Origin of the sequence: Pseudomonas sp. B14(2017) (assembly GCF_002113255.1) — a bacterium.
GTDB classification, from domain to species: Bacteria; Pseudomonadota; Gammaproteobacteria; order Pseudomonadales; family Pseudomonadaceae; genus Aquipseudomonas; species Aquipseudomonas putida_Z.
Genome location: NZ_NEJY01000004.1, coordinates 50,431 through 75,680 on the forward strand (window position 1 = coordinate 50,431; position 25,250 = coordinate 75,680).

Consider the following 25,250-nt stretch of genomic DNA (forward strand, 5'->3'; position numbering starts at 1 on the left):
GTGTGCCATCAGTTTCCCCGCATGTGGGGAACGGGGCCGGTGCGCCTGTTTGCCGCGTTGCGGATAGTGATCGGCGCTCTAGCAAAATCAATGAGTTACGGTTATTCAGCATGACTATTCACGCCTGGCACGAAGCCTGCTCAAGCCTGTACAGGGGCGCACTTCGCAGACCGGGTTACCGGGCAGTTCTTGGGAGTCGACCTTGGTGAACAGAGTATTGGTAGTCGATGACGAACAGACTCTTGCGCAGAACCTGCAAGCGTATCTGCAGGCGCAAGGCCTGGAAGTTCATGTTGCCCACGATGGTGCCAGTGGTATCGAGCAGGCTGCAAGCCTGGCACCGCAAGTGATCGTGCTGGATTACCGCTTGCCCGACATGGAGGGTTTTCAGGTTCTGGAGACCGTACGCAGGAACAGGCAGTGCCACTTCGTGCTGATTACCGCCCACCCCACCGTCGAAGTGCGTGAGCGGGCCGCCGAACTGGGTGTGAGCCATGTCCTGTTCAAGCCGTTCCCGTTGGTGGAACTGGCCCGTGCAGTCTTCGACCTGATGGGCATCGAGCGCCGGCGCAGGGCCACGGACAACCCGGCTGAAGGGTTCGTCGAACGACGCCAGAACAGGAACGAATCGTTCCCCCTGCAGTTGTACGATGGAAGCTGGGTATTGGCCGACCGCCGCCGTAACGGCGCCAAGCCCCCAGGGCCCGACGACGATCAACTGCTCACAGGGGAATAGCGGCGCCCGCACCCCTGGCCGAGCCAGCCTGCGACGCGCCCCTGAGCGGAGTCGCAGGCCATGCCAGAAGCATTCGATGCAACCCAGGACGCTCCACCGCCTGCACCGGCCTCTTCGCGGGTAAACCCGCTCCCACAGGGGCACTGCAATCCTGAAGATATCGAAAATCCTGTGGGAGCGGGTTTACCCGCGAAAGGGCCGGCACAGGTAAAAGCATATTCTGCCTACCCCCGCGACCTGCTGGCCCAGGCCCGCCTGCAAACCAGCGACGAACGCCTGCTCACCCGCCTGGAACAGCTGGCCGGCGACACCCCCGATACCTTCACCCAGCGCCTGGGCCTGACCCTGCATTACCCGGTGCTGGGCAGCCACACCCTGCTGGCCAGCACCCCACGCTTCGACAAGGTCAGCCTGGCAATGTGCCTGAAGCGTGAATTCGTGCTGATCGAGCAGGGCGGCCAACTGCTGGGCGTGTTCGCCGACCCCTTCGACCACGCCCGCCTGGCGTGGATCGACGACGTGCTGCAAGGCGCACCGCTGTACCTGGCCCACGCCGCCGACCTGGCCACCTTCCTGGCCCGCCACGAAGAAAGCTTCCACGCCGTGGACGCCCTTGACCACGACGCCGAAACCAGCAGCGAAAGCGACCCGCTGCAGCGCCTGTCGCTGGCCAGCATCAGCGAAGACCAGAGCCGCGTGGTCAAGCTGGTCAACTCCACGCTGTACGACGCCCTCAAGCTGCACGCCAGCGACATCCACCTGGGCATGACCGGCCAGGGCCTGACCATCAAGTACCGCATCGACGGTGTGCTAAACGGCGCCGGCAAGGCCAGCGGCAGCGCCTTCGCCGACCAGGTGATCTCGCGCATCAAGGTGATGGCCGAATTGGACATCGGCGAAAAACGCGTGCCCCAGGACGGCCGTTTCAAGGTTGCCGTGGGCGACCGGCAAATCGACTTCCGGGTATCGATCATGCCCAGCATCTTCGGCGAAGACGCGGTGCTGCGGGTGCTCGACAAGCAGGACCTGTCCGACCGGGTCAGCGGCGTTCAGCTGCAGGCCCTGGGCTTTGCCGAGGAAACCCTGCGCGCCCTGCGCCGGCTGGCCGCCGAGCCCTACGGCATGATCCTGGTCACCGGCCCCACCGGCAGCGGCAAGACCACCACCCTGTACGCCATGATCAGCGAGATCAACCACGGCGTGGACAAGATCATCACCATCGAGGACCCGGTCGAATACCAGCTGCCCGGCGTGCTGCAGATCCCGGTCAACGAGAAGAAGGGCCTGACGTTCGCCCGCGGCCTGCGCTCGATCCTGCGCCACGACCCGGACAAGATCCTGGTCGGTGAAATCCGCGATCCGGACACCGCGCAAATCGCCGTGCAGTCGGCGCTCACCGGCCACCTGGTGTTCACCACCATCCACGCCAACAACGTGTTCGATGTGATCGGCCGCTTCAGCCAGATGCAGGTCGACCCCTACAGCTTCGTCTCTGCGCTCAATGCGGTGCTGGCCCAGCGCCTGATCCGCCTGGCCTGCCCGCATTGCGCCACGCCGTGTGAAGTCGACGACGACACCCTGTACGGCGCGGGCCTGACCCGCGAGGGCGTGGCCGGCTGGAAGTTCGTCCGCGCGCAGGGCTGCGGCCAGTGCCGCGGCAGTGGCTACCGCGGCCGCAGCGCCATCGCCGAACTGCTGCACCTGGACGACGACCTGCGGCAGATGATCGTCGAGCGCCGCCCCCTGTCGCAAATCAAGAACCTCGCCTGCCAGCGCGGCCTGCGCCTGCTGCGGGCCTCGGCCCTGGACCTGGTCCGGGATGGCCGTACCACTCTCGAGGAGATCAACCGTGTCACATTCATCTGATCGTGGCGGTTACAGATACAGTGCCGTACTCGGCGCCGAAGGTGTAGGCCTGGGTAGCTGGCATGCCAATCACCACCAATGGCTGGGCAGCCGCGACTTTACCTGCGATGCCGCCCAACCGGCCTGGGAGGCCGCCGTCGATGCCCTGGCCACGCTGCTGGCCGAGCATGCCGTGCGCGGTGCCCAGTTGCGGGTGCTGCTGTCGGCCCGCTACAGCCGCTTCTGCCTGGTGCCCTGGAGTGATGCCATCAGCCACCCGCGCGAACTGGACGCCTACGCCCGGGCCTGTTTCGAAAACCTCTACGGGCAGCCGCTGAACGACTGGCGCATCGTGCTGTCGCCCGAGCCGGCCGGGGCCGCGCGCATCGCCACGGCGCTGCCCGAAGCCCTGCTGCAGCGGCTGCAGGCGCTGGGCCGGGAAAGCCACCTGAGCCTGCGCTCGGTGCAGCCGTACCTGATGGCCGCCTACAACCGCTGCTCGGCACAGCTGGAGCAGGGCGACTTCCTGTTCGTCCTGGCCGAACCGCGCCGCAGCGTGCTGCTGCTGGCCGCCGGTGGGGCCTGGCAGCAAGTGCTGGCGCAAGGCTGCGCCGACAGCGACCAGGCCCTGCAAGCATTGATCGAGCGCACCTGCGAGCTGTACGGCGAGCACCTGCCACGGGTCTACCTGCATGCCCCGGGCCGCGGCGAGGTGCCGCAACTGGCGGCGGTGCAGCTGTGCCAGCCGGCCAGCGACGCCGACCCGCTGTGCGCCATGTGGCGGGCGGTGGCCTGACATGCGCCGCCTCGACCTGGAATTCCAGCCCCGGCGCAACAGCCCGTTGGCCTGGTCGCTGCTGGCCGTGGCGAGTGCCATGGTAGCCGGCCTGGTGCTGCTGCAACAAAGCTTGCAGGCCGAGCAGGTCGAAGTGGAGGCCAGCGTGCACAGCCTGGAGCAGCAACTGGGCCGTCGCCCGACCACTGTCGCACCGCTGGGCAGCGCCGCCAGCCGCGAACAGGCCGAGCGCCTGGCGCAGATGCAAAGCGTGTCGCAGCAGCTGCAACGGCCCTGGCAGCAGCTGTTCGCCATGCTCGAAGCGCAGCCGCAGGACGACGTGGCGCTGCTCAGCCTGGCCCCCGACGCGCGCAAAGGCCAGCTGCGCATCACCGCCGAGGCGCGCAACCTGGAAGCGATGCTGCAGTACCACCAGCGCCTGGAAGCCAGTGCCGAGCTCAGCGATGTGTCGCTGCTCAACCACGAGGTGCTGGCCGCGCAGCCCGAGCACCCGGTGCGCTTCACCCTCACCGCTACCTGGGAGACCGGCCATGCGCGCCCGTGAATCGCTGAACAGCCTGATCCTCCAGGAACGCCTGCGTCGCGTCGGCCCGGTCGGCCTGGCTGCAATTGCGGTGGGCCTGCTGGCCGTGGGCGTGCTGTGCGCCGGGGTGTTGCCGCAATGGCAGAACCTGCGCGAGCTGCGCGCCGCTGAAGCGGACGCCAGCGTGCAGGTCGAGCGGGTCAGGCGTGGCGAGCTGAAGATCGCCATCAAACCCGAGCAGCAGGCCCTCGACAGCCTGCGCCAGCAACTGCCGGGGCAGCCCCGGGCCAGCGAGCTGATCGAGCGCCTGTACCACCTGGCCAGTGCCGAGCATATCAGCCTGGCGCGTGGCGAATATGCCCTGGGCATCGACCCCAGGACGCAACTGGCGCGCTACCAGATCGTGCTGCCGGTGCGCGGCAGCTACCCGCAGATTCGCGGTTTCCTCAAGGGCCTGCTCAAGCAGTTGCCGACCCTGGTGCTGGAAGACCTGGAGCTGCAACGTAAACGCATTGGCGACAGCGAACTCAACGCCCGCCTGCGCATGACCCTTTACCTGTCGAGGTCGTGATGAACACACAACGTGCTGTCATCTGGGTTGGCTTCCTCGGCGTGAGCGCGGCGCTGGCCTGGGCCCCGGGCCATTGGTTCGGCCAGGAAGACAGTGTTGCCCCCTTCGCGGACAAACCCACTACCACAAAATCGGCGGTATCCACGGTCCCTGTGGGAGCGGGTTTACCCGCGAAAGGGCCGGAACAAGCCTCAAGAGATCTCTTCCCGACCCAGCAATGGACCAAACCCCAGGCCTTGGCCACCGTCACCGAACAACCCGTGGTCACCGCACCCGCCGTAGCCGCAGCCCCGACTGCACCGGCCCTGCCATTCCAGTTCATTGGCCGCATCGGCGACCGCGACGACCTGCAGATCTTCCTGCAGAGCGGCGAAAAACTCTACGTCGTGCGCCAGGGCGACGTGATCGAAGACACCTACCGCCTCGAACGGGTATCGGCCAGCGAGCTGCACCTGGTCTACCTGCCTTTGCATCAGTCGCAGACTTTGTCTGTAGGGAGCGCACCATGAAGTCGTCAAAGCTGTGCAAACCGGCTCCGTTCCTGCTAGTGGCGCTGTGCGTGGCCATTGCCGGCTGCGGCTCCAGCGCGGTACGCAAGGACAGTGACCAGCTGATGAAGGAGGGCCAGTACGAAGCCGGCATCGCCCGCCTGGAAGAAGCCCTGCGCGAGGACCCGCGTGACACCGAGCTGAACATCGCCCTGGCCCACAGCCGCCAGGCCGCAGTCGAAGCGCTGCTGACCCAGGCCGACGCCGACCGCATCCGCCACGACTTCGCCAGCGCCCGCATGGGCTATGGCCGGGTGCTGACCCTGGAGCCGAACAACCGCCGCGCCCAGGAAGGCATCCGCCAGCTGGAGCTGATCCGCACCCTCGACGAGCGCGTGGCGCTGGGCCAGGCGGCGCTGCGCCAGGGCGACCTGTTCGGTGCCGAGCGCTACATGCGCGAAGTGCTGCGCCTGGATCCGCAGAACCAGAAGGGCATTGCCCTGCGCAGCGACATCGAGAACGTGCAGGCGCGCACCGCGCAACCGTTCCCGCAGCTGCGCAGCAAGCTGGAGCGGCCGGTGACCCTGGAGTTTCGCGATGCCAACCTGAAGACCATCTTCGAGGTGCTGTCCCAGGTCGCCGGCATCAACTTCATCTTCGACAAGGACATGCGCCCGGACATGAAGGCCACCATCTTCGTGCGCGAGTTGCGCATCGAGGACGCCGTGGCGCTGCTGCTGGAACAGAACCAGCTGCGGCAGAAGATCGTCAACGAAAACACCCTGATGATCTACCCCGACTCGCCGCAGAAGACCAAGGACTACCAGGAACTGGTCATGCGCACCTTCTACCTGACCAGCATCGACTCCAACACCGCGCTGAACATGGTCAAGACCATGCTCAAGACCCGCGACGTGTTCGTCGACGAACGCCTCAACACCCTGACCATGCGCGACACCCCCGATGCCGTGCGCATGGCCGAGAAGCTGCTGCAGTCGCAGGACCAGTCCAACCCCGAGGTGGTGCTGGAAGTGGAGGTGATGGAAGTGGCCACCTCGCGCATCCTCGACCTCGGCCTGCAATGGCCCAACACCTTCGGCGTGCTGAGCTCCGACGGCCAGCCGGTGAGCGTGCTCGACCAGCTCAAGGGCATCGACTCCAGCCGCATCAGCATCGCGCCGGCACCGCAGGCCAAGATCAACGCCCAGGACAAGGACATCAACACCCTGGCCAGCCCGGTGATCCGCGTCAGCAACCGTGAGCAGGCGCGCATCCACATCGGCCAGCGGGTACCGATCATCAGCGCCACCTCGGTGCCGTCCACCCAGGGCCCGGTGATCACCGAAAGCGTCACCTACCTGGATGTGGGCCTGAAGCTCGAGGTGCAGCCCACCGTGCACCTGAACAACGAAGTGGCGATCAAGGTAGCCCTGGAGGTCAGCAACGCCACCCCGCTGGAAGCCACGCGCCAAGGCACCATCCCGGTCCAGGTCGACACCCGCAACGCCCAGACCACCCTGCGCCTGCACGATGGCGAAACCCAGGTGCTGGCCGGGCTGGTGCGCAACGACCACAACGCCAGCGGCAACAAGATCCCGGGCCTTGGCGACATCCCCGGCCTGGGCCGGCTGTTCGGCAGCAACAAGGATGACATGAGCAAGTCGGAGCTGGTGCTGGCGATCACCCCGCGCATCGTGCGCAACCTGCCGTACCAGAGCCCGTCGGACATGGAGTTCGCCACCGGCACCGAGTCGGCCATGCAGGTGCGGCAGATGGCGCCGTTGCCGCCGGCGGATGTGCCTGGCAATGCCCCGGCCACCGATGCCCCGGTGGTGGAAAGCCAAATGGCGATCGCCCCGGCCAAAGGGAGCCCGCGGCCATGATCGCGCAGCGCCGCATGCAGGGCTTCAGCCTGATCGAGGTGGTGCTGACCCTGGCACTGCTCGGGCTGCTTGCCAGCATGGCCGCGCCGCTGACCGAAACCGTGGTGCGCCGCGGCAAGGAACAGCAGCTGCGCGAGGCGCTGTACCAGATTCGCGACGCCATCGACGCCTACAAGCGCGCGTTCGATGCCGGCTACATCGAGAAGCGTCTGGATACCAGTGGCTACCCGCCGAACCTGCAGGTGCTGGTCGACGGCGTGCGCGATGTGCGCAGCGCCAAGGGCGCCAAGTTCTACTTCCTGCGGCGCATCCCGCACGACCCGCTGGTGGCGGCCAAGGCTGAGGACGAAGGCGGGTGGGGGCTGCGCGCCTACGACAGCAGCCCAGACAACCCGCGCGAAGGCGAAGACGTGTTCGACGTGTATTCCAAGGCCCGCGGCAAAGGCCTCAACAACATCCCCTACGGGCAATGGTGACAGCCATGAAACGCAGCAAAGGCTTCACCCTGATCGAACTGCTGGTGGTGCTGGCGATCATCGCCACGCTGATGACCATCGCCATGCCGCGCTACTTCAACAGCCTGGAAAGCTCCCGCGAAGCCACCCTGCGCCAGAGCCTGGCGGTGCTGCGCGAGGCGCTGGACCACTACTACGGCGACACCGGCCACTACCCGGACTCGCTGGAGCAGTTGGTGGAACAGCGTTACCTGCGCAACACCCCGATAGACCCGATCACCGAGCGCAGCGATGCCTGGCAGCTGGTGCCACCGCCCGAAGGCGTGGCCGGCGGCGTGGCCGATATCAAGAGCGGTGCCACAGGGAGGGCGCGCGATGGCAGCCTGTTCGCGGAATGGTAAGGCCGACGCCGGCTTCACCTACCTGGGCGTGTTGCTGCTGATTGCGGTCAGCAGCGTTGCCCTGGCCGCCACCGGCACGCTCTGGGCCAGTGCCGCCCAGCGTGACCGCGAACGCCAGTTGTTGTGGGTGGGCAGCCAGTATGCCCAGGCCCTGCGCAGCTACTACCGCGCCTCGCCGGGGCTGGCCCAGTATCCGCAGGAACTGGCCGACCTGCTGCAGGACAACCGCTTCCCGCAGGCCAGGCGGCACATTCGCCGGCTGTACCTCGACCCCATCACCAACAGTGACGATTGGGGCCTGCTGCGCTCGATCGATGGCCGCATCACCGGCGTGCACAGCCGCTCGGACGCCACCCCGTTCAAGCGCAGTGGCTTCAGTGCCGAATGGAGCGGTTTCGACGGGTTGGAACATTACAGCGACTGGCAGTTCGTCGCCGAGCAGGCCTTTACCGAAAGTGCCGGTGGCGTGCAGACCCATGCCGGCCCGGGAGACACGCCATGAGCCGCCTGGCCGCGCTGTGCCTGGGCCTGCTGCTGGTGGCAGTGCTGGCCACCTCGGCCAGGGCCGGGGACGAGGACGAGATGCAAGGCTTCATCGTCGACAACACCATCTCGCACATCGGCCACGACTTTTACTACTACTTCGCCGACCGCCTGCGCGCCACCAGCCGGCTTGATTTCAACCTGGTGGTGCGCGAACGCCCGGATGCCCGTTGGGGCAGCCTGGTCACCGTGGAATTCGAGCGTGAGGTGGTGTACCGCCGCTTCCTGCCGCCGAACACCACCGAGCTCAAGGACGAGGCCGTTGCAGCAGCCGACCTGGTCAAGCAGCAAATCATCCAACGCAAGTTGCAACGCCTGCTGCAGGACACCACCGATCTGGAGAGGGACGAGCTATGAAGTACCACATACCCCGTTGCATCGCCGCCTGCCTGTTTGCCAGCACATGTGCCGCCCAGGCCACCGAGCTGGTGTACACCCCGGTCAACCCGGCCTTTGGCGGCAACCCGCTCAATGGCACCTGGTTGCTGAACAACGCCCAGGCGCAGAACGACTACGACGACCCCGACCTCAAGGACCGTTCCTCGGCCTTTACCGGCACCACGGCCCTGGAGCGCTTCAGCAACCAGCTGGAGTCGCGGATGTTGTCGCAGTTGCTGGACAACATCAGTAACGGCAACACCGGCAGCATGGCGACCGATGCGTTTCTCATCGACGTCATCGACGATTCCGGGGCCTTGAGTATCAAGGTCACCGATCGCGCCACAGGAGAAATTTCGATCATTGAGGTCAGCGGCCTGAACCCTTGAGGGGGCAAGGCTATTTGTTGGGGAGAGAACACCATGAAACGTCTGCTGAGCACGCTGCTGATCCTCACCGCCCTGGGTCTGCACGGTTGTGGCCTGCGCGAACCGATGCCCGCCGAACAGGATTCGGAAACCCCGACCCTGACCCCCCGTGCGTCGACCTACTACGACCTGATCAACATGCCACGGCCCAAGGGCCGGTTGATGGCGGTGGTGTATGGTTTCCGCGACCAGACCGGGCAGTACAAGCCGACCCCGGCCAGCTCGTTCTCCACCAGCGTCACCCAGGGCGCGGCAAGCATGCTGATGGACGCCCTGAACGCCAGCGGCTGGTTCGTGGTGCTGGAGCGTGAAGGCCTGCAGAACCTGCTGACCGAGCGCAAGATCATCCGTGCTTCGCAGAAAAAGCCCGATGTACCGGAAAACATCATGGGCGAGCTGCCACCGCTGCAGGCCGCCAACCTGATGCTGGAGGGCGGCATCATCGCCTACGACACCAACGTGCGCAGCGGCGGCGAAGGTGCCCGTTACCTGGGCATAGACATCTCCCGCGAGTACCGCGTCGACCAGGTGACCGTGAACCTGCGCGCGGTGGACGTGCGCACCGGGCAGGTGCTGGCCAATGTGATGACCAGCAAGACCATCTATTCGGTCGGCCGCAGTGCCGGGGTGTTCAAGTTCATCGAGTTCAAGAAGCTGCTCGAGGCTGAGGTGGGGTACACCACCAACGAACCGGCGCAGCTGTGCGTGCTGTCGGCAATCGAGGCGGCGGTGGGGCACTTGCTGGCGCAGGGGATTGAACGGCGGCTGTGGCAGGTGGCGGGGGATGCGGGGGAGGGGCAGGCTACGGTGGACAAGTACCTGAGCCAGAATCAGCAGCCGTGATTGGCTTCGAGGGCCTCTTCGCGGGTGAACCCGCTCCCACAGGTTCAGCGTCAACTCGAAGCCCGCGCAGTACCTGTGGGAGCGGGCGCGCCCGCGAAGCAGGCGATGCGGTGGATGGCACCGGCTTTGCCGGTGTTCGCGGGCATGCCCGCTCCCACAGGTATCGCGTGATCTCAAGTGCGACGCCGTCCGGAAGTGTTACTGCACATTCCCTTCGCTTGAAACGCTTCCCCGACACCGGTAGTCTTTGCCCGCTGCTGTAAGTCCAGCAGCCGGGTTTGGTAGCCCGCGATCAATCAAGGCGCACAAGCGCCCGCTATGCGATACAGTTGGCGCTTTTTTGTGCCCGGCTGTTTCGTTTTATGGCGGCTGTGCGTAGGGCGCCTCTGTGCGCGCCGGTTTCCTTGATTCCCGGTCTACCAACCTGCGTACAGCCGTCACCATCTCGTTTGGTAGCGATTTGTGGCGGCTCCAGTGAATCAAGGAGCGACACAATGACAAAAGGCTTACCCGATCCTCCCGTACGCGCCACCACGGCGTCCTCCAGTTTCTCCACGTGCGAATGCAGCCATCCGCCGTTGTTTGCCGTGCGTTCAGGGGTGGACTACGAAGATGCGCTGGTGCATCTGTCCACGCTGCTCAAAGGGGCATTTGCGACCAATCTCAAGGCACTGGAACTGGCCAAGGGGACCTGTCGTGATCTGTTGTTGAGCAATGACCATGGGCTGGATTCGGCCAAGGCGGTGGTGGAGGCGTTGCTGGATGGGGTGGAGAGACAGCAACTGGTTGGGCGGAAGACGGTGCCAGGTGTCTGACTGGCGCTTGGGCTTTGTCGGACTCAAGCGGCAGCCGTGATTGAGCTTGAGGGCCCCTTCGCGGGTGAACCCGCTCTCATACAACACGTGACTCATTGGTTCGGCGAGGTTCTGTAGGAGCAGCCTTGTGCTGCGAAGAGGCCAGTACTGACAAAGCCTGTCTGTTGCTTGTACCGGCCTCTTCGCAGCACAAGGCTGCTCCTACAAACGACGCGTCAGACGAGCGATATTTGTTCTCTGCGCGACAGCGCAGCCCAAAAGGGCTGGGCAATTTCCCACATGTACAGCGCCAACTCGAAGCCAGCGCAGTACCTGTGGGAGCGGGCGCGCCCGCGAAACAGACAACGCGTGCGCTGTTCAAATCGTGCAAGCCCGCGAAGAGGTCGATGCATGAACCACGATCTTCAGGTCGTTCAGTCCCCTTTGGCATAAGATCCCGAACAGGTAGATGAAACCTTGCACCCACAAGCAAGCTCTGCAGGCTCGAACACCAACGAAATACCCCTATTTGATCGGCCGAAGTACCGACACCGGAATATCATCGAGCGGATATTTGGCTGGCTGAAAGAGAACCGCCGAATCGTAACACGCTTCGACAGGCTCGCGAAAAGCTACGCCGCCATGGTCTCACTGGCTTGTTCCATGCGGTGTTTGCGACATCTCTTTTCGTACAGAACCTAGCATTTTTGCCAGTTGATACTTTTAATCTTGGCCATCAAGATCTTGTGCATAAGATTAAAACTGGTAAATCAGCATGCAGCCCACCTCTGAGTATCCATTTTATACCTTGGAAGGCGCGCCACAGTCACGTGCTTTTGCTTATACGCCTTACGGATATTTATTTGAATCATCTGCTTTGCTTGGCTTCAACGGGGAGCGGGCCGATCCGATAACGGGTTACTATCTTCTTGGTAATGGCCGCCGAGCATTCAATCCCATTTTAATGCGTTTCAATTCTCCGGACAGTATGAGCCCGTTTGGCCTCGGTGAGGTCAACTCTTATAGTTACTGCCTGCATGATCCACTGAATTATCAAGATCCAAGTGGGAATTCTCGAGTAGGGCGGTTTGTATCTGGTTTGTATGGTCGCGTCGTTGGAAGAAAGCAGCGCCCTGACATTCGTAGAGAAATTTTCCCGGCAATTCACGCCAGTGTCACTCCGCTACTCAAAGCTTCAATCAAGCCGTTTGGCCGAAAAAGTGGTCCCGGGAAACTCCATCTGAAAAAGGAGATGGAAATGCTTTTGGTATCTGAAAGCGTTGACGTGGAAGGCTATGATTTCTTGGGATACCATGGAAGTAGCAAAATTCACAAGCAGTCGTTGATGAACGGGCTTGATATTAATAAAAATACTGTAAGAATGTATGGTCCTGGATTTTATATTTCGCCAAATCTTGATGTTGCTGAGAGATTTGCGTGGATATATGAACGGGGGTATGTTTATGGAGTGTACGGAAAAAGCCCAGGGGTGAATGAGTACGTTGAAAAATATGCTGGCGGTAAAGTCGCTGTTATTCGTGAAGGAGGATTTAAATATGTAATGGTTAGAGACTTTATATTGAATCCGCTGGCTGAAAGCGCTTCAGAGGTCAGGCGTTAGCTGGGGGTAGCGGCTTGTCGCCTGCCTCGCCCTATGAGGTTTGCCAACGTTAATTTCTTGCTGCTGCCTATGGTGTAATGCAAATGGTAGGTAAGGTTCTACGCTTTTCGCGGGCCATCAAACGCGAAGAGCTCTAAATTTGTACAGCTTTCCTAATTCATGCTGCTTTGCAGTCAGCGCGGTAATGACGTTCAGTATTTTTAATATGTAAGTTAGAACCTTTACCGCACGGCGCTCGATGTGCGCACTCACGCAAATCTGGGCCGGGCACCAGCGTGCCTCCCGCGACTTGCCCGGCTAACCCATCAACCAGATGACGCCCAGCCATTTCTCCCGCACACTGCGGAAAATTCCCAAGCCCGTTCCCCGCCACCTTGCGGGGCACAGCCGGAGTAGAAAATGGCGCGACAACTAATAACAAACGCCCACGACCCGCTGCACGAATCCCGCCAGGCCCGCCTGAGGCTGGCCAGCGAAGGCGAGCTGCCACTGGGCATGCTGCGCGACGAGATCGATGCCTCCTGGCGCCGCAGCCTGGGCCATGGCCTGGACTGCCTGCAGGGCGAGCAGGTCGGCCTGGGCCTGGAGCACGGGCATGACCTGCGCATGCTGCTGGAGCGCAATCGCCTGCTGGTCGACGCCGTTACCCCGGAACTGGACTACCTTGTCGCGCGCCAGGGCAAGGCCGGCATCGTCATCCTCGGCGACGCCCAGGCCAACGTGCTGGCCATCGAAGGGCAGAAGCACGTGCTGCAACGCGAGGGCCTGCGCGACCTGCACCCGGGTAGTTGCTGGAGCGAGTCGCTGCGTGGCACCAACGCCATCGGCACGGCAGTGGTGGAAGGCCGGCCGACCTTGATCAACTGCGGTGAACATTACCTCGACCGCCTCAGCCCGTTCTCCTGCACTTCGGTACCCCTGCGCGACCCGCGCGGCGAGGTGATCGGCGTGCTCGACATCACCCGTGAAGGGGTGATGGCGCAACCACAGGACAGCCTGTCGACGCTGATGCTGGCGGCCGGCAACATCGAAAGCCGCATGTTCGGCCTGTGCCACCCGGAGCAATTGGTGCTGGCTTTCCACAGCCGCCCGCAATACCTCAACAGCGCCTGGCATGGCCTGCTGGCGCTGAGCCTGGACGGTGAAGTGCTGGCTGCCAACGACAGTGCCTGCCAGCTGTTGCAGGTGCCGCGCCATGAGCTGTTGGGCCGGCGCAGCAGCGACCTGCTGGGTGAACGGTCACCGGCCTTCATCGCCCGCCTGTGGCAGGGTGGGGTGAGCAGTGTGCAAACGGCCAAGGGCGAGTTCTACTTCCGCGCCCTGCAGTTGCCGCGCCATGGCCGGGTCAACGGCAGCACGCCGGTGAGCAAGCCGGCGCCGGGCAAGCAGTCGCCGGCGCTCGACGCCCTGGCCGGTGGCGACCCGCGCCTGGCGCGCAACCTGCGCATGGCCCGCCAGGGGCTGGGCAATGGCCTGCCGGTGCTGCTGCTGGGCGAGACCGGTACCGGCAAGGAGGTCGTCGCCCGGGCCCTGCACCAGGCCAGCCCGCGCGCCGACAAACCGTTCGTGGCCGTCAACTGCGCGGCCATCCCCGAAGGGCTGATCGAGTCGGAACTGTTCGGCTACCGTGAAGGCGCGTTCACCGGTTCGCGCCGGGGCGGCATGGTCGGCCGGCTGATGCAGGCCCATGGCGGCACGCTGTTCCTCGACGAAATCGGCGACATGCCGCTAGCGCTGCAGGCGCGCTTGTTGCGGGTACTGCAGGAACGGCGAGTGGCACCACTGGGGGCGGGCGACGAGCAAGACATCGACGTGGCATTGATCTGTGCCACGCACCGCGACCTCAAGCGCCTGGTGCAGGAGCAGCACTTCCGCGAAGACCTTTACTACCGGGTCAACGGCGTGTCGCTGCGCCTGCCGGCACTGCGCGAGCGCGATGACCTGGCGGCGATCATCCAGGGGCTGCTGGACAAGTCCGATGCCCGGGGCGTGACCTTGGACCCGGCCCTGACCGCGTTGCTCGAAGGCTTCGACTGGCCGGGCAACATCCGCCAGCTGGAAATGGTCGTGCGCACCGCGCTGGCCATGCGCGAGGACGGCGAGCAGGTGCTGACCCTCGACCACCTCACCGACTGCCTGCTGGACGAACTGGCCAGCGGCACCGCGCCTTCCGGCAGCCTCAAGGACAACGAGCTGGAGCTGATCCGTGGCGCCTTGGCGCGCCATCAGGGCAACGTGTCCGCGGCGGCCGAGGCGCTGGGTATCAGCCGGGCGACGCTGTACCGCAAGCTCAAACAGTTGCGCGGCTGACGTGGGCGGCCTGTTCGCCCGGCTGGTGGAGTCCAGCGACCCTGTGCTCATGCGCCAGGCGTTGGCCTGGCTGTATGGTTTCGTGCGCCCCCATCGACGCGCCATCGGCCTGTTGCTCGGCTTGTCGCTGGGCGCCTCGTTGCTGGCGCTGGCACAACCCTGGCTGGTCAAGACGCTGATCGACGAGGGGCTGCTGGCCAAGGACTACCAGACCCTCTGGCACATGGCCGCGATCATGATCGGCGCGGGCCTGCTGGGTACCGTGCTGGCCGGGGTCAACCGTTACCTGCACACGCGCTTGTCGGGGCGCATCCTGTTTGCCCTGCGTGACGACCTTTACCGCCACCTGCAGCAGCTGTCGCCGACGTTCTACGGGCGGCGGCGCATCGGCGACATCCTTTCGCGGCTGGATGGCGATGTGGCGGAAATCCAGCGCTTTGCCGTGGATTCGCTGTTTTCGGCGGTGTCGGCGGTGATCGGCCTGGTGGGCGCGGTGGTGTTGATGCTGATGCTGTCGTGGCAACTGTCGCTGCTGCTGGCGCTGCTGGTGCCGATCGAAGTGCTGTGGCTGCGCTGGATGCGGCGCAAGGTGGAGCGCGAAGTACGCAACCTGCGCGAACGCTCGGCAGATGTGTCGTCGTTCCTGGTCGAAACCCTGCCGGCGATGAAGTTCATCCAGGCCGCCGGCCAGCAAGGCCGCGAGGCGGGGCGCCTGGACCAGCTGGGCCAGGGCTACATGCGCCAGCTGCTCAAGGTGCAGGTGACCGAATTCTTCACCCAGGCCATCCCCGGCACGCTGACCTCCTGGTGCCGCGCCTGCGCGTTCCTGGTCGGCGGTTGGTGGGTAATCCAGGGCACTTGGCAACTAGGTGCGCTGATCGCCTTTTCCACCTACATGGGCATGGCGGTAGGGCCGGTGCAGAGCCTGCTGGGCCTGTACGTGGCGGTGCAGCGCATGGCGGTGAGCCTGGGGCGGGTGATGGAACTGAAGCAGGAAGCCGTGGCCGTGCGCCCGGCAGCCAACCCGCAGCCGATGCCCGACGGCCCGGGCGAATTGCGCCTCGAGGGGGTGAGTTTTGCCCATGAAGGGCGCCAGGGCGCGGTGCTGAGCGACGTGCAGATGTGCGTGCCGGGTGGCCTGAAGGTAGCCATCAGCGGTGCATCGGGGGTGGGCAAGTCGACCCTGATCGACCTGCTGCAGCGCTTCTACGACCCGGACGCCGGGCGCATCCTGCTGGACGGCACCGACCTGCGCGAACTGGACCTGGCCGCGCTGCGCCGGCGCATTGCGGTGGTCAGCCAGGATATCGTGCTGTTCCGCGGCACCCTGGCACAGAACCTGGCCTACGGCGTGCCCGAGGCAAGCCGTGAGGAACTGGAACGGGTGGTGCGCCTGGCGCGGCTGGACGGCCTGGTCGACAGCCTGCCGCTGGGCCTGGACGGCCTGCTGGGTGAGCGTGGCCAGCAGTTGTCGGGCGGGCAGAAACAACGCATTGCCATCGCCCGCGCGGTGCTGCAGGCGCCGGCGATCCTGGTGCTGGACGAGGCCACCTCGGCGGTGGACGAAGCCACCGAGCGCGAAGTGATCGCGGCCATCGACCAGCTGTTCGCCGGCCGTACGCGCATCCTGATCAGCCACCGTGCTTCGACCCTGGCCGATGCCGACCTGCACCTGCAGCTGCACGCTGGCCAGTTGCAGGTGCTGCCCGAGGAGGTGATCAAGCATGGGCACTGACGTGCGTGTTGGCGTGATCGACAGTGGTTGCACGCCGGAGCAGGCCAGCGCCTTGCTGGGCGCGCGCCGCTTCTGGCTGGAGGACGGCCAGTTGCGCGAAGGTGACATGCTGCCCGACCAGCTTGGGCACGGTAGCGCGGTGCTCGCCGGCTTGCAGCGGGAGGCCGGGCCGGTGCCCGTGCTGCTGGCCCAGGTTTTCGGCGCCCAGGCCAGTACCAGTGCCTTGCAGGTGGCGGCCGCGCTGCTGTGGCTGGTGGAGGCGGGGGCTACGCTGGTCAACCTCAGCCTTGGCCTGCAGCAGGACCGGCCAGTGCTGCACCAGGCTTGCGCCGAGGCTTTGGCTGCGGGTGTGCTGTTGTGCGCCTCCAGCCCGGCGCAGGGCGGGCCCGTGTATCCGGCCAGCTACCCCGGGGTGATCCGGGTTACCGGCGACGCCCGCTGTGCACCGGGCCAGTGGTCCTGGCTGGGTACCCGGCAGGCGGACTTTGGCGGTTATGTGGGGGCGGGCGGCAGGGCGGGCGCGAGCCTGGGCTGTGCGGCCCTGAGTGGCACGATCGCTGCGTTGCTGCGTGATGAGCCGGGCATGGGCCACCAGCAGGTTCATGACTGGTTGCGCCACCACGCGGCGTTTACCGGCCCCGAGCGACGAGGTGCCGGCCATGGTTGAACCGCGCATTGTGGTGCTGGGGGCAGGCCCTGCGGGTGCGGCCACGGCCATTGGCTTGCGGCGGCTGGGCTATGCGGTGACGGTGGTGTCCGAGTGGCGCCGGTTCGCGGCGGTCGAAGGGGTTTCGCAGCGGGTGCTGGACGGTCTGCGCCACGCCGGCCTTGGCGGGGCGTTGAGCCAGGCGGCGATGCCGGCGACTCGGCAAGTGCACTGGAACGGCCAGCAGCTGCACCTGAACCAGGAGTTTCTGCTGGATCGGCAAAGGTTTGACCGGGCGCTGCGCGACGACCTTCAGCGTGCGGGTGTGAGCGTGGTCGAGGGGCGGGTGCGTGAGGTGGTTCGCGAAGTCGGTCATGGTATTCGCCTGGACGACGGGCAGGTACTGCAGGCCGATTTCCTGGTCGAAGCCCGAGGCCGCCAGGCCCCGCTGGCTGCCGACCGCCTGCGCGGACCGGAGACGGTCAGCTTGCTGAATGTCTGGCAGGCCGCCCCCGGGGCGCCCGCGTCGGCAGTGGAAAGCCTGGCGGATGGCTGGGCGTGGATGGCGCGCCTGGAAGACGGCCGCTGCTACTGGCAAGTCACCCTGGACGCCGCCGGGCTGCCGGGCAAGGCCGGGTTGGCGGATTATTGCGCGGCCCGGCGAGCCGACAGCGCGCTGGTGGCCGAGCTGTTCGATGCCAGGGCATTGGCGCCGGCAGAGGTGCATGCGCGCAGCAGCACCGCGATTCTGGCAGGTGAGTGCGTCGGGCAGGACTGGATACGCGTGGGCGATGCTGCGATGGCCGTTGACCCACTGTCGGGCAACGGGATCTTCCAGTCGCTGTCTTCGGCGCTGCAGGCGCCGGTGGTGATCAATACCTTGCTGCGCAGGCCCGAGCGGGCCGGGTTGGCGCGGCAGTTTCACCAGCAGCGGATCGAACAGCTGTTTTTGCGTTTTGCCCGGATCGGGCGGGATTTCTATGGGCAAGAGCAGGTGCGGGTGGGGCAGCCATTCTGGGCGCGGCGGCAGGGGTGGCCGGACATGCAGGCATTGCATGTGGCGGCGGACTGGAGCGCGGTGAGGGTCGAGCGGCGGCCGGTGTTGCGTGACGGGCTGGTAGATGAGGCCGAGGTGGTGGTGACGGCGGATCAGCCGTTGGGGGTGTGGCATTTGCAGGGGGTGGAGCTGGCGCCGGTGGTGCGGGGGCTGCGTAGCGGCCGACCTCTCGAGGCAGTGGTGTCAGGCCTGTCGGGGGAGCAGCAGAGGATGGTGCGGCGGTGGTTGTTGGAGCAGGGCTTGGCTTGAGATTGCCGGGGCCGCTTTGCGGCCCTATCGCCGGCAAGCCAGCTCCCACAGGTTGCCACAGAGCCAGAGACATGTGCTGTACATGTGGGCTTGCCGGCGATAGGGCCCTTGAATCAGAAGAAAGTCCCGACGATCAGCTGCATATAGGTCCCGGTATCCCGCCCACCCAGCTGCGTGCCGCCATTGGCCGCGCTGCGTTCCGGCTTGTAGAACCCTACCAGCGGGCTGATCAGCAGGTGGTCGTTGATCTCGAGGCAGTATTGTCAGGCCTGCCAGGAGAGCAGCAGATGATGGTGCGGCGGTGGTTGTTGGAGCAGGGTTTGGCTTGAGATTGCCGGGGGCCGCTTTGCGGCCCTATCGCCGGCAAGCCAGCTCCCACAGGTTGCCACAGAGCCAGAGGCATGTGCTGTACCTGTGGGAGCTGGCTTGCCGGCGATAGGGCCCTTGAATCAGAAGAAAGTCCCGACGATCAACTGCATATAGGTCCCGGTATCCCGCCCGCCCAGCTGCGTCCCGCCATTGGCCGCGCTGCGTTCCGGCTTGTAGAACCCTACCAGCGGGCTGATCAGCAGGTGGTCGTTGACCATCCATTCCACATACAGGTCCAGCTCCCGCCCGCCCAGGTTGCCCTGGTCGGTGTCCAGCGTATCGAAGTCGAAGTACAGGGCGCCGACGGTCAGGTTGTCCCGTGGTTTGCCCTTCAGCGCCACGTGATGCACCTGGCTGTTGCTGTTGAACGGCCCGGCATAGTTGGCTGCCACCTCACCCTGGAACCAGGTGCCATAGCCACGGCTCAGGCCATAGAACAGCGGGTCGAAGTCTTCGGAAAAGCGGCTGTAGCGGTAGGTGGCGGTGGGGGACCAGGGCAGTTCGGAAAAGGTCCAGTTGCCTTCCAGGTACCAGGCGTTCTCCCGCCCGCCGGTTTTGTCCTGGGTCACGTACTCGGCGGCCAGCTCCAGGTCTTTCACCCCCAGGTTGCCACGCCCGCGCAGGCTGGCGGTGTCCATGCCGTCGCGGTGTTCCAGGCCCATGATCTGCGCGTAGCGCTGGTCCACGTCAAGGCCGCGGATCCAGCTCAGGCCGACGGTGCCGACGTCGGCGACGTGCTCCAGGTTGGCCACAGCCAGCGAGGTGTCGGCCTGGTAGTGGTTGTCGGACTTCAGCCACATCAGGTCGCTGCGCCAGCCTTGCTTGCCGCCCAGGCGCAGCACGGCGGTGCGGTCGAAGGCCTTGCGTGCGGCCAGGTAGTAGGCGCCGCCGCGGTCGAAGTTGGCGCCCAGGTCGACCTTGCCCAGGTTCACCGGGTCGCCCTGGATCAGGAAGCCGTCGCCCAGGGTCACCACCTGGCGGCCGCCGGAAATGTCCACGCCGTCTTCGCCCAGGGCCGGGAACAGGTTGGCCGAGCGCCAGCCCAGGTACAGGTCTTCGATGGCGGTGCGGCGCTCGTCGCCCAGGGTCAGGCCGGCGGCGTCGCCGTCGCCCCAGGTGGCGGAGCTGAGCAGGTTGAAGGCGCCGTAGAGCGCGCCGCTGTCGGCCAGGGCCTGGCTGCCGCTGAGGCCATATTTGACGTAGCCTTCCTGCCAGGCGGTACTGCCGGGCTTGCGATTGCCGGCCAGGTTGAAGCTTTCGTCGCTGTGGAAGGCGCCGAACAGGGCTTCGAGGTCGGCGTTGAGGGTGGTGCCGTCGTGGTTGTACAGCTCGTAGGCCTGGGTGACCGGGGCGGCGAACAGCAGGGCCAATGTGCAGGCGAGTTTGTGCCTCATGGTGTGCTCCATGTTTTTGTTGTTTTTGGGGTTGCCTGTACCGGCCTCTTCGCGGGCTTGCCCGCTCCCACAGGATTTCCTCAGGTCGTGAAAGGAGTGCAATACCTGTGGGAGCGGGCGAGCCCGCGAAGAGGCCGGTACAGGAAAATGATCAGAGCTTGATCAACACCGACTTCAGCTCGGTGTAGTGCTCGATGGCAGCCGCCCCCATCTCACGGCCGACGCCGGACATCTTGTAGCCGCCAAAGGGCAAGGCAGGGTCGAGGGCGCTGTGGCAGTTGACCCACACCGACCCCGACTTGATGCGCGGGATCATCCGGTGCACGGCGGCCAGGTCGTTGGACCAGATGCTCGCACCCAGGCCATAGGGGTTGTCGTTGGCCATGCCGATCACTTCGTCGATGTCATCGAACGGCATCGCCACCAGCACCGGGCCGAAGATTTCCTCCTGCACCAGGCGGTGGCGCTGGTCGACATCGACGATCACCGTCGGCTTGACGAAGTAGCCCGGCCCGAAGCCTTCGCCACCGCAGGCGATGGTCGCGCCCAGCTCGCGGCCAAGCTCGATGTAGCCGGTGACGCGGTCCTGCTGCTTGGCCGAGATCAGCGGGCCCATTTGCACCGCCGGGTCCAGGCCGCTGCCCAGCTTCATGCCGTTGGCGATGCCGGCGATGTCGGCCACCACGTTGTCGAAGTGCTTGCGGTGCACGTACAGGCGGGACCCGGCACAGCACACCTGGCCCTGGTTGAAGAAGATCGCCGTAGCCGCGCCGGCGGCGGCTTCCTGCAGGTTGGCGTCGGGCATGACGATGGTCGGCGACTTGCCGCCGAGTTCCAGGGTGACGCGGGTCATGTTGTCCATGGCCGCCTTGCCGATCAGCTTGCCGACCTCGGTGGAGCCGGTGAAGGTCAGCTTGTCCACGCCGGGGTGGCGGCTGAGTGCGGCACCAGCGTTCAGGCCGGTGCCGGTGACCACGTTGAACACGCCAGCCGGGTAGCCGGCTTCGTCCACCAGCTCAGCCAGCTTGAGCACGCTCAGCGGTGTTTCGTCGGCGGGCTTGAGCACTACCGTGCAACCGGTAGCCAGGGCCGGGCCGAGCTTCCAGCAGGCCAGCAGCAGCGGGAAGTTCCAGGCGACGATGGCGCCGACCACGCCCACTGCCTCGCGCCGCACGAAACCATGGAACTGGTCGTTGGGCATCAACGGCATCGAGGCTTCGACGGTGCTACCCTCGATCTTGGTGGCCCAGCCGGCCATGTAGCGCAGGAAGTCGATGGCCAGTTGCACGTCCATCACCTGGGCAACGGCGGCGCTCTTGCCGTTGTTCAGGCATTCCAGTTCGGCCAGCTGGCGGGCGTCGCGCTCCATCAGGTCGGCCAGGCGCCACAGCAGGTTCTGCCGTTCGCGTGGGCGCAGGCGGCTCCACGGCGAATCATCGAAGGCCAGGCGCGCGGCGCGCACGGCGCGGTCGACATCTTCGGCCTCGGCGGCGGGCACTTCACCCAGTACCTCGCCAGTGGCCGGGTTGCGGAACGACAGGGTGCGACCGCTGGCGGCGTCCTGCCAGTCGGCGCCGATGCGCATCTTCAGCTTGCGTTCGAGAAAGGCGCGGGTGGCGGGCAGGATGGGCAGTTCGGAAAGCATGGGACGGTGCCTCTTGTCATTGGATGTGACAGGCATAGGCGCAATGGGCGTGCCAAGGTCGGTAGATGGCCGCAAACCGTTGAACGGGTTGGGTTTTGTCCTGGTGCAAGGTTGGGATTGCAGGGTTGCGCTGTTGCACATTGAGACGGTGTGAGACGGTGGTGAAACAGTGGCTGTTCCGGCCTCTTCGCGGGCACGCCCGCTCCCACAGGGAATGCACAATGCCTGGAGCCGGTGTGATACCTGTAGGAGCGGGCATGCCCGCGAAGGCCTGCGCAGCAGGCCCTTGTCTCAGGATGAAACACCCTGTCGCGAAATGGCACGCTGCAATTGGCCATGCCTGCTGCTGGCCAAGGCCGGAAAACCGGCTAAAAGGTTGAAAGAAAACACTTTTACATCACCTGGCACAGTTCCTGTATCACAACCGTCACATGCACACCTGCTGTACCAAAGCGTGCGAAAACGATAAGAACAACAACCGTGGAGGTCTGACCTTGAAGACGACTCGACTCCGGCGGCATGCGGGCAAACTGGCGCTGGTCGCCGCCGCGCTGCTGAGCACCCAGGCCATGGCGGCCGAGCAGGGCCCGAGCCTGTTGCAGAACAAGTGCATGGGGTGCCATATCCCCGAAGGCAACGACACCTACAGCCGTATCAGCCACCAGCGCAAGACGCCGGAAGGCTGGCTGATGAGCATCGCCCGCATGCAGGTGATGCACGGCTTGCAGATCAGCGACGACGACCGCCGCACCCTGGTCAAGTACCTGGCCGACAAGCAGGGCCTGGCGCCCAGCGAAACCGACGGCGTGCGTTATGCCATGGAGCGCCGGCTGAACACCGTCGAGCAGTTCGACACCCAGCTCAGCGAAACCTGTGGCCGTTGCCACTCCGGTGCCCGTGTCGCCTTGCAGCGGCGCCCAGCCAAGGAATGGGAGCACCTGGTCAACTTCCATCTCGGCCAGTGGCCGTCCCTCGAATACCAGGCCCAGGCGCGTGACCGCGACTGGCTGCCGATCGCCCTGCAACAAGTGGTGCCGGACCTGGCCAAGCGCTACCCGCTGGAAAGCGCGGCGTGGGCCGAATGGCAGAAGGCCAGGCCAAAGGCCGATGCGCTGCCGGGCCAGTGGGCATTCAGCGGCCACATGCTGGCCAAGGGCGATGTGCGCGGGGTGATGAGCGTCACGCCTGACCAGGGCGACACCTTCAAGGTCGAGGTCAAGGGCGCTTATGCCGACGGCACGCCGTTCAATGGCAGCGGTTCGGCGATCCTCTACAACGGCTATGAATGGCGTGGCAACGTCAAGGTCGGCGACGCCAACCTGCGTCAGGTGTTCGCCGCGCTGGATGGCGAAATGAAAGGCCGCATGTTCGAGGCCGAGCACGATGAGCGTGGCCTGGACTTTACCGCGGTGAAGGAGGGCAAGGCGCGCCTGCTGGCGGTACAGCCGGCGTTCATCAAGGCTGGTGGCGAAAGCGAGATTACCCTGGTCGGCAGCGGCCTGGCCGGCAAACCGGACCTGGGCACTGGCGTGGAAGTGACCGAGGTGCTGGAGCAGACCCCAACCCTGGTACGGGTGAAGGCCCGCGCCGCGGCCGATGCCAAACCCGGCCAGCGCGAAGTCGCCGTAGGGGCGCTCAAGGGCGTCAACCTGGCGGTGTACGACAAGGTCGAGGAAGTGAAAGTGGTGCCGGCGTTCTCCATCGCCCGCATCGGCGAAAACGGCGCCTCGGTGCCCAAGGTGCAGGGCCGCTTCGAGGCCGAAGCCTGGGGCAAGGACGCCAATGGCCAGCCGCTGCGCATCGGCTACCTGCCGGCCAGCTGGAAGGTCGAGCCGTTCAACGAGCGTGCGGTCGAGGACGAAGACGTCAAGTTCGCCGGGAAGATGCAGGCCGATGGCGTGTTCGTGCCAGGCGGTGCCGGCCCCAACCCGGAGCGCAAGATGATGACCAACAACGCCGGCAACCTGAAGGTCATCGCCACCCTGGCCGACGGTGGCCAGACTGGCGAAGGGCACATGATCGTCACCGTACAGCGCTGGAACAACCCGCCGCTGCCGTAACGGCAGGGGGCTTACGGTTTTCCAACGGATCGATTATCGGGAGGTCGCCATGGGCGCGCTACTGAACCTGGTCGAACGCAACCTGCATGAAGTGCAGGTCGACGCTGACCGCATGCTGTTCCATATCCCCAGCAGTTCACTGTTCACCGCCGACGCGGTGACCGGCGGCATCATCGACACCCTGCGCCAGCAAGGCTGCTCGGCCGAGGAGCTGATGCAGCGCCTTGGCCAGCAGTTTGCCGGCAGCGATATCCAGGACACCCTGCGCGAGCTTATCGCGCTGGAGCTGGTCAGCGACGGCTCGCCGCTGACCCCGGAAATCGCCCTCAAGCAGGTCGAGCGCACGGCGCTGAACACCGTGGTGCTCAACGTCAACACCGGCTGCAACCTCAGCTGCACCTACTGCTACAAGGAAGACCTGGACAAACCGTCCGCGGGCAAGAAGATGAGTACCGCCACCGCCGAGGCTTCGGTGGAGATGCTGCTCAAGGAGTCGCCCGACGAGCAGCGCTACAGCGTTGTGTTCTTCGGTGGCGAGCCGCTGTCCAACCGGCCATTGATCGAGCACATGGTCGCCTACTGCGAGCGGCGCTTCGCCGAGGCCGGCAAGCAGGTGGAATTCATCATGACCACCAATGCCACCTTGCTCACCGAAGAGATCATCGACTGGCTCAATGCCCATCGCTTCGGCCTGTCGATCAGCATCGACGGCCCCAAGACCGTGCACGACCGCAACCGCATCACCGTGGGCGGGCAGGGCACCTATGACGTGGTGCGGCGCAAGGTCGACATGCTGCTGTCGCGCTACCACAGCCGCCCGGTGGGTGCGCGGGTCACGCTGACCCGTGGCATCACTGACGTCGAGACCATCTGGAACCACCTGTTCAACGAACTGGGCTTCGCTGAAGTCGGCTTTGCCCCGGTCACCTCTGGCGACATGGCCAACTTCAACCTCACCGGCGAAGAACTGGTGCAGGTGTTCGCCAACATGAAGGCGCTGGGCCGGCGTTATCTGGAGGCTGCGCTGGAGCACCGCAACATCGGCTTCTCCAACCTGCACCAGCTGATCACCGACATCCACGAAGGCCACAAGAAGGCCCTGCCGTGCGGCGCCGGGCTGAAGATGCTGGCCGTGGACCATGAGGGCGAGCTGAACCTGTGCCACCGCTTCACCGGCTCCAGCCTGCCGACCTTCGGCAATGTGCACCAGGGCGTGAAGCAGGCGCAGCTCAACGACTTCCTGTCGCAGCGCCTGGACCGCAGCAACACCGGCTGCGACAGCTGCCGCATCCGCAACCTGTGCTCCGGCGGCTGCTACCACGAAAGCTATGCCCGCTATGGCGACCCGCAGCACCCGACCTATCACTATTGCGAGCTGATGCGCGACTGGGTCGACTTCGGCATCGAAGTCTACAGCCGCATCATGGCCGCCAACCCGGCCTTCATCGATCGCTACATCACCCCGCGGAAGGCGCACTGA

23 protein-coding genes and 1 pseudogene are annotated in these 25,250 nt (G+C 65.1%); 22 read left to right on the forward strand and 2 right to left on the reverse strand.

Going from position 1 to position 25,250, the window contains the following annotated elements; genetic code table 11:
* The first annotated feature begins 202 nt into the window (after positions 1 to 202).
* The 20 genes and pseudogenes from CAG34_RS04925 (at position 203) to CAG34_RS05020 (ending at position 18,302) form a co-directional block, all read left to right on the forward strand.
* A complete protein-coding gene (locus CAG34_RS04925; protein WP_031325917.1) occupies positions 203 to 736 on the forward strand; it encodes a response regulator in 534 nt (177 codons plus the stop codon).
* Between the two features lie 60 nt (positions 737 to 796).
* On the forward strand, positions 797 to 2,602 hold the full coding sequence (locus CAG34_RS04930) for a GspE/PulE family protein (protein WP_256573529.1): 1,806 nt from the start codon (positions 797 to 799) through the stop codon (positions 2,600 to 2,602).
* Positions 2,586 to 3,377, forward strand: a complete 792-nt coding sequence (locus tag CAG34_RS04935) for a hypothetical protein (RefSeq protein WP_085588445.1) — start codon at positions 2,586 to 2,588, stop codon at positions 3,375 to 3,377. Before CAG34_RS04930 ends, CAG34_RS04935 begins: the two co-directional genes overlap by 17 nt.
* A 1-nt stretch (position 3,378) precedes the next feature.
* Positions 3,379 to 3,921 (forward strand): PilN domain-containing protein, encoded by a 543-nt coding sequence (locus CAG34_RS04940; protein WP_085588447.1) that lies wholly within the window; start codon positions 3,379 to 3,381, stop codon positions 3,919 to 3,921.
* Positions 3,908 to 4,471: a GspMb/PilO family protein gene (locus CAG34_RS04945; RefSeq protein WP_085588449.1), complete on the forward strand. Its 564-nt coding sequence runs from the start codon at positions 3,908 to 3,910 to the stop codon at positions 4,469 to 4,471. Before CAG34_RS04940 ends, CAG34_RS04945 begins: the two co-directional genes overlap by 14 nt.
* On the forward strand, positions 4,471 to 4,980 hold the full coding sequence (locus CAG34_RS04950) for a hypothetical protein (protein WP_085588451.1): 510 nt from the start codon (positions 4,471 to 4,473) through the stop codon (positions 4,978 to 4,980). Before CAG34_RS04945 ends, CAG34_RS04950 begins: the two co-directional genes overlap by 1 nt.
* Positions 4,977 to 6,842 carry a secretin N-terminal domain-containing protein gene (locus CAG34_RS04955; RefSeq protein WP_025339365.1) on the forward strand — a complete coding sequence of 622 codons (1,866 nt, stop codon included), beginning with the start codon at positions 4,977 to 4,979 and terminating at the stop codon, positions 6,840 to 6,842. Before CAG34_RS04950 ends, CAG34_RS04955 begins: the two co-directional genes overlap by 4 nt.
* The gene (locus tag CAG34_RS04960) at positions 6,839 to 7,318 is read left to right on the forward strand and encodes a type II secretion system protein (protein WP_085588453.1); all 480 of its coding nucleotides are present in this window, start codon (positions 6,839 to 6,841) and stop codon (positions 7,316 to 7,318) included. Before CAG34_RS04955 ends, CAG34_RS04960 begins: the two co-directional genes overlap by 4 nt.
* Before the next feature lie 5 nt (positions 7,319 to 7,323).
* Positions 7,324 to 7,698, forward strand: coding sequence for a type II secretion system protein (locus CAG34_RS04965; RefSeq protein WP_024087221.1), 375 nt, complete (start codon positions 7,324 to 7,326; stop codon positions 7,696 to 7,698).
* Entirely contained in the window at positions 7,673 to 8,200 is a 528-nt protein-coding gene (locus CAG34_RS04970) for a type II secretion system protein (RefSeq protein ID WP_039614675.1), read from the forward strand. Before CAG34_RS04965 ends, CAG34_RS04970 begins: the two co-directional genes overlap by 26 nt.
* A complete protein-coding gene (gene csgE, locus CAG34_RS04975) occupies positions 8,197 to 8,598 on the forward strand; it encodes a curli production assembly/transport protein CsgE (protein WP_013972855.1) in 402 nt (133 codons plus the stop codon). Before CAG34_RS04970 ends, csgE begins: the two co-directional genes overlap by 4 nt.
* Positions 8,595 to 9,008 carry a curli assembly protein CsgF gene (locus tag CAG34_RS04980; protein WP_085588455.1) on the forward strand — a complete coding sequence of 138 codons (414 nt, stop codon included), beginning with the start codon at positions 8,595 to 8,597 and terminating at the stop codon, positions 9,006 to 9,008. Before csgE ends, CAG34_RS04980 begins: the two co-directional genes overlap by 4 nt.
* A gap of 33 nt (positions 9,009 to 9,041) precedes the next feature.
* Positions 9,042 to 9,890, forward strand: coding sequence for a CsgG/HfaB family protein (locus tag CAG34_RS04985; RefSeq protein WP_015270587.1), 849 nt, complete (start codon positions 9,042 to 9,044; stop codon positions 9,888 to 9,890).
* Positions 9,891 to 10,468: 578 nt separating this feature from the next.
* A complete protein-coding gene (locus tag CAG34_RS04990; RefSeq protein WP_015270586.1) occupies positions 10,469 to 10,705 on the forward strand; it encodes a hypothetical protein in 237 nt (78 codons plus the stop codon).
* 504 nt (positions 10,706 to 11,209) lie between these two features.
* Positions 11,210 to 11,386: pseudogene (locus CAG34_RS04995) on the forward strand (IS5/IS1182 family transposase); the annotation flags it as partial.
* A 73-nt stretch (positions 11,387 to 11,459) separates the two neighbouring features.
* Positions 11,460 to 12,305, forward strand: a complete 846-nt coding sequence (locus tag CAG34_RS05000; protein ID WP_085588457.1) for an RHS repeat-associated core domain-containing protein — start codon at positions 11,460 to 11,462, stop codon at positions 12,303 to 12,305.
* 399 nt (positions 12,306 to 12,704) lie between these two features.
* Positions 12,705 to 14,615, forward strand: a complete 1,911-nt coding sequence (locus tag CAG34_RS05005) for a sigma-54-dependent Fis family transcriptional regulator (protein WP_085588459.1) — start codon at positions 12,705 to 12,707, stop codon at positions 14,613 to 14,615.
* Position 14,616: 1 nt separating this feature from the next.
* Positions 14,617 to 16,350 (forward strand): ABC transporter ATP-binding protein, encoded by a 1,734-nt coding sequence (locus tag CAG34_RS05010; protein ID WP_085588461.1) that lies wholly within the window; start codon positions 14,617 to 14,619, stop codon positions 16,348 to 16,350.
* Complete coding sequence (locus CAG34_RS05015; protein ID WP_085588463.1) at positions 16,340 to 17,017, forward strand: peptidase S8 and S53 subtilisin kexin sedolisin; 678 nt, start codon at positions 16,340 to 16,342, stop codon at positions 17,015 to 17,017. The genes CAG34_RS05010 and CAG34_RS05015 overlap by 11 nt, the downstream gene beginning before the upstream one ends.
* Complete coding sequence (locus tag CAG34_RS05020) at positions 17,010 to 18,302, forward strand: NAD(P)/FAD-dependent oxidoreductase (RefSeq protein ID WP_085588466.1); 1,293 nt, start codon at positions 17,010 to 17,012, stop codon at positions 18,300 to 18,302. The genes CAG34_RS05015 and CAG34_RS05020 overlap by 8 nt, the downstream gene beginning before the upstream one ends.
* Before the next feature lie 449 nt (positions 18,303 to 18,751).
* Here the strand turns inward: CAG34_RS05020 and CAG34_RS05030 are convergent, their stop codons facing one another.
* The gene (locus CAG34_RS05030; protein ID WP_085588470.1) at positions 18,752 to 20,065 is read right to left on the reverse strand and encodes a hypothetical protein; all 1,314 of its coding nucleotides are present in this window, start codon (positions 20,063 to 20,065) and stop codon (positions 18,752 to 18,754) included.
* A 151-nt stretch (positions 20,066 to 20,216) separates the two neighbouring features.
* A complete protein-coding gene (locus CAG34_RS05035) occupies positions 20,217 to 21,710 on the reverse strand; it encodes an aldehyde dehydrogenase (protein ID WP_085588472.1) in 1,494 nt (497 codons plus the stop codon).
* A gap of 494 nt (positions 21,711 to 22,204) precedes the next feature.
* On the opposite strand from CAG34_RS05035, the gene peaA reads away from it, so the two are divergent.
* Together peaA and peaB are read left to right on the forward strand one after the other, a co-directional pair.
* The gene (gene peaA, locus CAG34_RS05040; protein WP_085588474.1) at positions 22,205 to 23,770 is read left to right on the forward strand and encodes a quinohemoprotein amine dehydrogenase subunit alpha; all 1,566 of its coding nucleotides are present in this window, start codon (positions 22,205 to 22,207) and stop codon (positions 23,768 to 23,770) included.
* A gap of 49 nt (positions 23,771 to 23,819) precedes the next feature.
* Positions 23,820 to 25,250: a quinohemoprotein amine dehydrogenase maturation protein gene (gene peaB / locus CAG34_RS05045; RefSeq protein WP_013972844.1), complete on the forward strand. Its 1,431-nt coding sequence runs from the start codon at positions 23,820 to 23,822 to the stop codon at positions 25,248 to 25,250.

What these genes read in the sequence shown, in the direction of transcription:
- CAG34_RS04930 (WP_256573529.1), top strand. Translation starts at nt 797, where the DNA reads ATGCCAGAAGCATTCGATGCAACCCAGGACGCTCCACCGCCTGCACCG.
- CAG34_RS05020 (WP_085588466.1), top strand. Translation starts at nt 17,010, where the DNA reads ATGGTTGAACCGCGCATTGTGGTGCTGGGGGCAGGCCCTGCGGGTGCG.
- CAG34_RS05005 (WP_085588459.1), top strand. Translation starts at nt 12,705, where the DNA reads ATGGCGCGACAACTAATAACAAACGCCCACGACCCGCTGCACGAATCC.
- CAG34_RS05035 (WP_085588472.1), bottom strand. Translation starts at nt 21,710, where the DNA reads ATGCTTTCCGAACTGCCCATCCTGCCCGCCACCCGCGCCTTTCTCGAA.
- CAG34_RS04950 (WP_085588451.1), top strand. Translation starts at nt 4,471, where the DNA reads ATGAACACACAACGTGCTGTCATCTGGGTTGGCTTCCTCGGCGTGAGC.
- CAG34_RS04965 (WP_024087221.1), top strand. Translation starts at nt 7,324, where the DNA reads ATGAAACGCAGCAAAGGCTTCACCCTGATCGAACTGCTGGTGGTGCTG.
- CAG34_RS04940 (WP_085588447.1), top strand. Translation starts at nt 3,379, where the DNA reads ATGCGCCGCCTCGACCTGGAATTCCAGCCCCGGCGCAACAGCCCGTTG.
- CAG34_RS04960 (WP_085588453.1), top strand. Translation starts at nt 6,839, where the DNA reads ATGATCGCGCAGCGCCGCATGCAGGGCTTCAGCCTGATCGAGGTGGTG.
- CAG34_RS04985 (WP_015270587.1), top strand. Translation starts at nt 9,042, where the DNA reads ATGAAACGTCTGCTGAGCACGCTGCTGATCCTCACCGCCCTGGGTCTG.
- CAG34_RS04945 (WP_085588449.1), top strand. Translation starts at nt 3,908, where the DNA reads ATGCGCGCCCGTGAATCGCTGAACAGCCTGATCCTCCAGGAACGCCTG.
- CAG34_RS05000 (WP_085588457.1), top strand. Translation starts at nt 11,460, where the DNA reads ATGCAGCCCACCTCTGAGTATCCATTTTATACCTTGGAAGGCGCGCCA.
- CAG34_RS04970 (WP_039614675.1), top strand. Translation starts at nt 7,673, where the DNA reads ATGGCAGCCTGTTCGCGGAATGGTAAGGCCGACGCCGGCTTCACCTAC.
- CAG34_RS05030 (WP_085588470.1), bottom strand. Translation starts at nt 20,065, where the DNA reads ATGAGGCACAAACTCGCCTGCACATTGGCCCTGCTGTTCGCCGCCCCG.
- CAG34_RS05015 (WP_085588463.1), top strand. Translation starts at nt 16,340, where the DNA reads ATGGGCACTGACGTGCGTGTTGGCGTGATCGACAGTGGTTGCACGCCG.
- csgE (WP_013972855.1), top strand. Translation starts at nt 8,197, where the DNA reads ATGAGCCGCCTGGCCGCGCTGTGCCTGGGCCTGCTGCTGGTGGCAGTG.
- CAG34_RS04955 (WP_025339365.1), top strand. Translation starts at nt 4,977, where the DNA reads ATGAAGTCGTCAAAGCTGTGCAAACCGGCTCCGTTCCTGCTAGTGGCG.
- peaB (WP_013972844.1), top strand. Translation starts at nt 23,820, where the DNA reads ATGGGCGCGCTACTGAACCTGGTCGAACGCAACCTGCATGAAGTGCAG.
- CAG34_RS04980 (WP_085588455.1), top strand. Translation starts at nt 8,595, where the DNA reads ATGAAGTACCACATACCCCGTTGCATCGCCGCCTGCCTGTTTGCCAGC.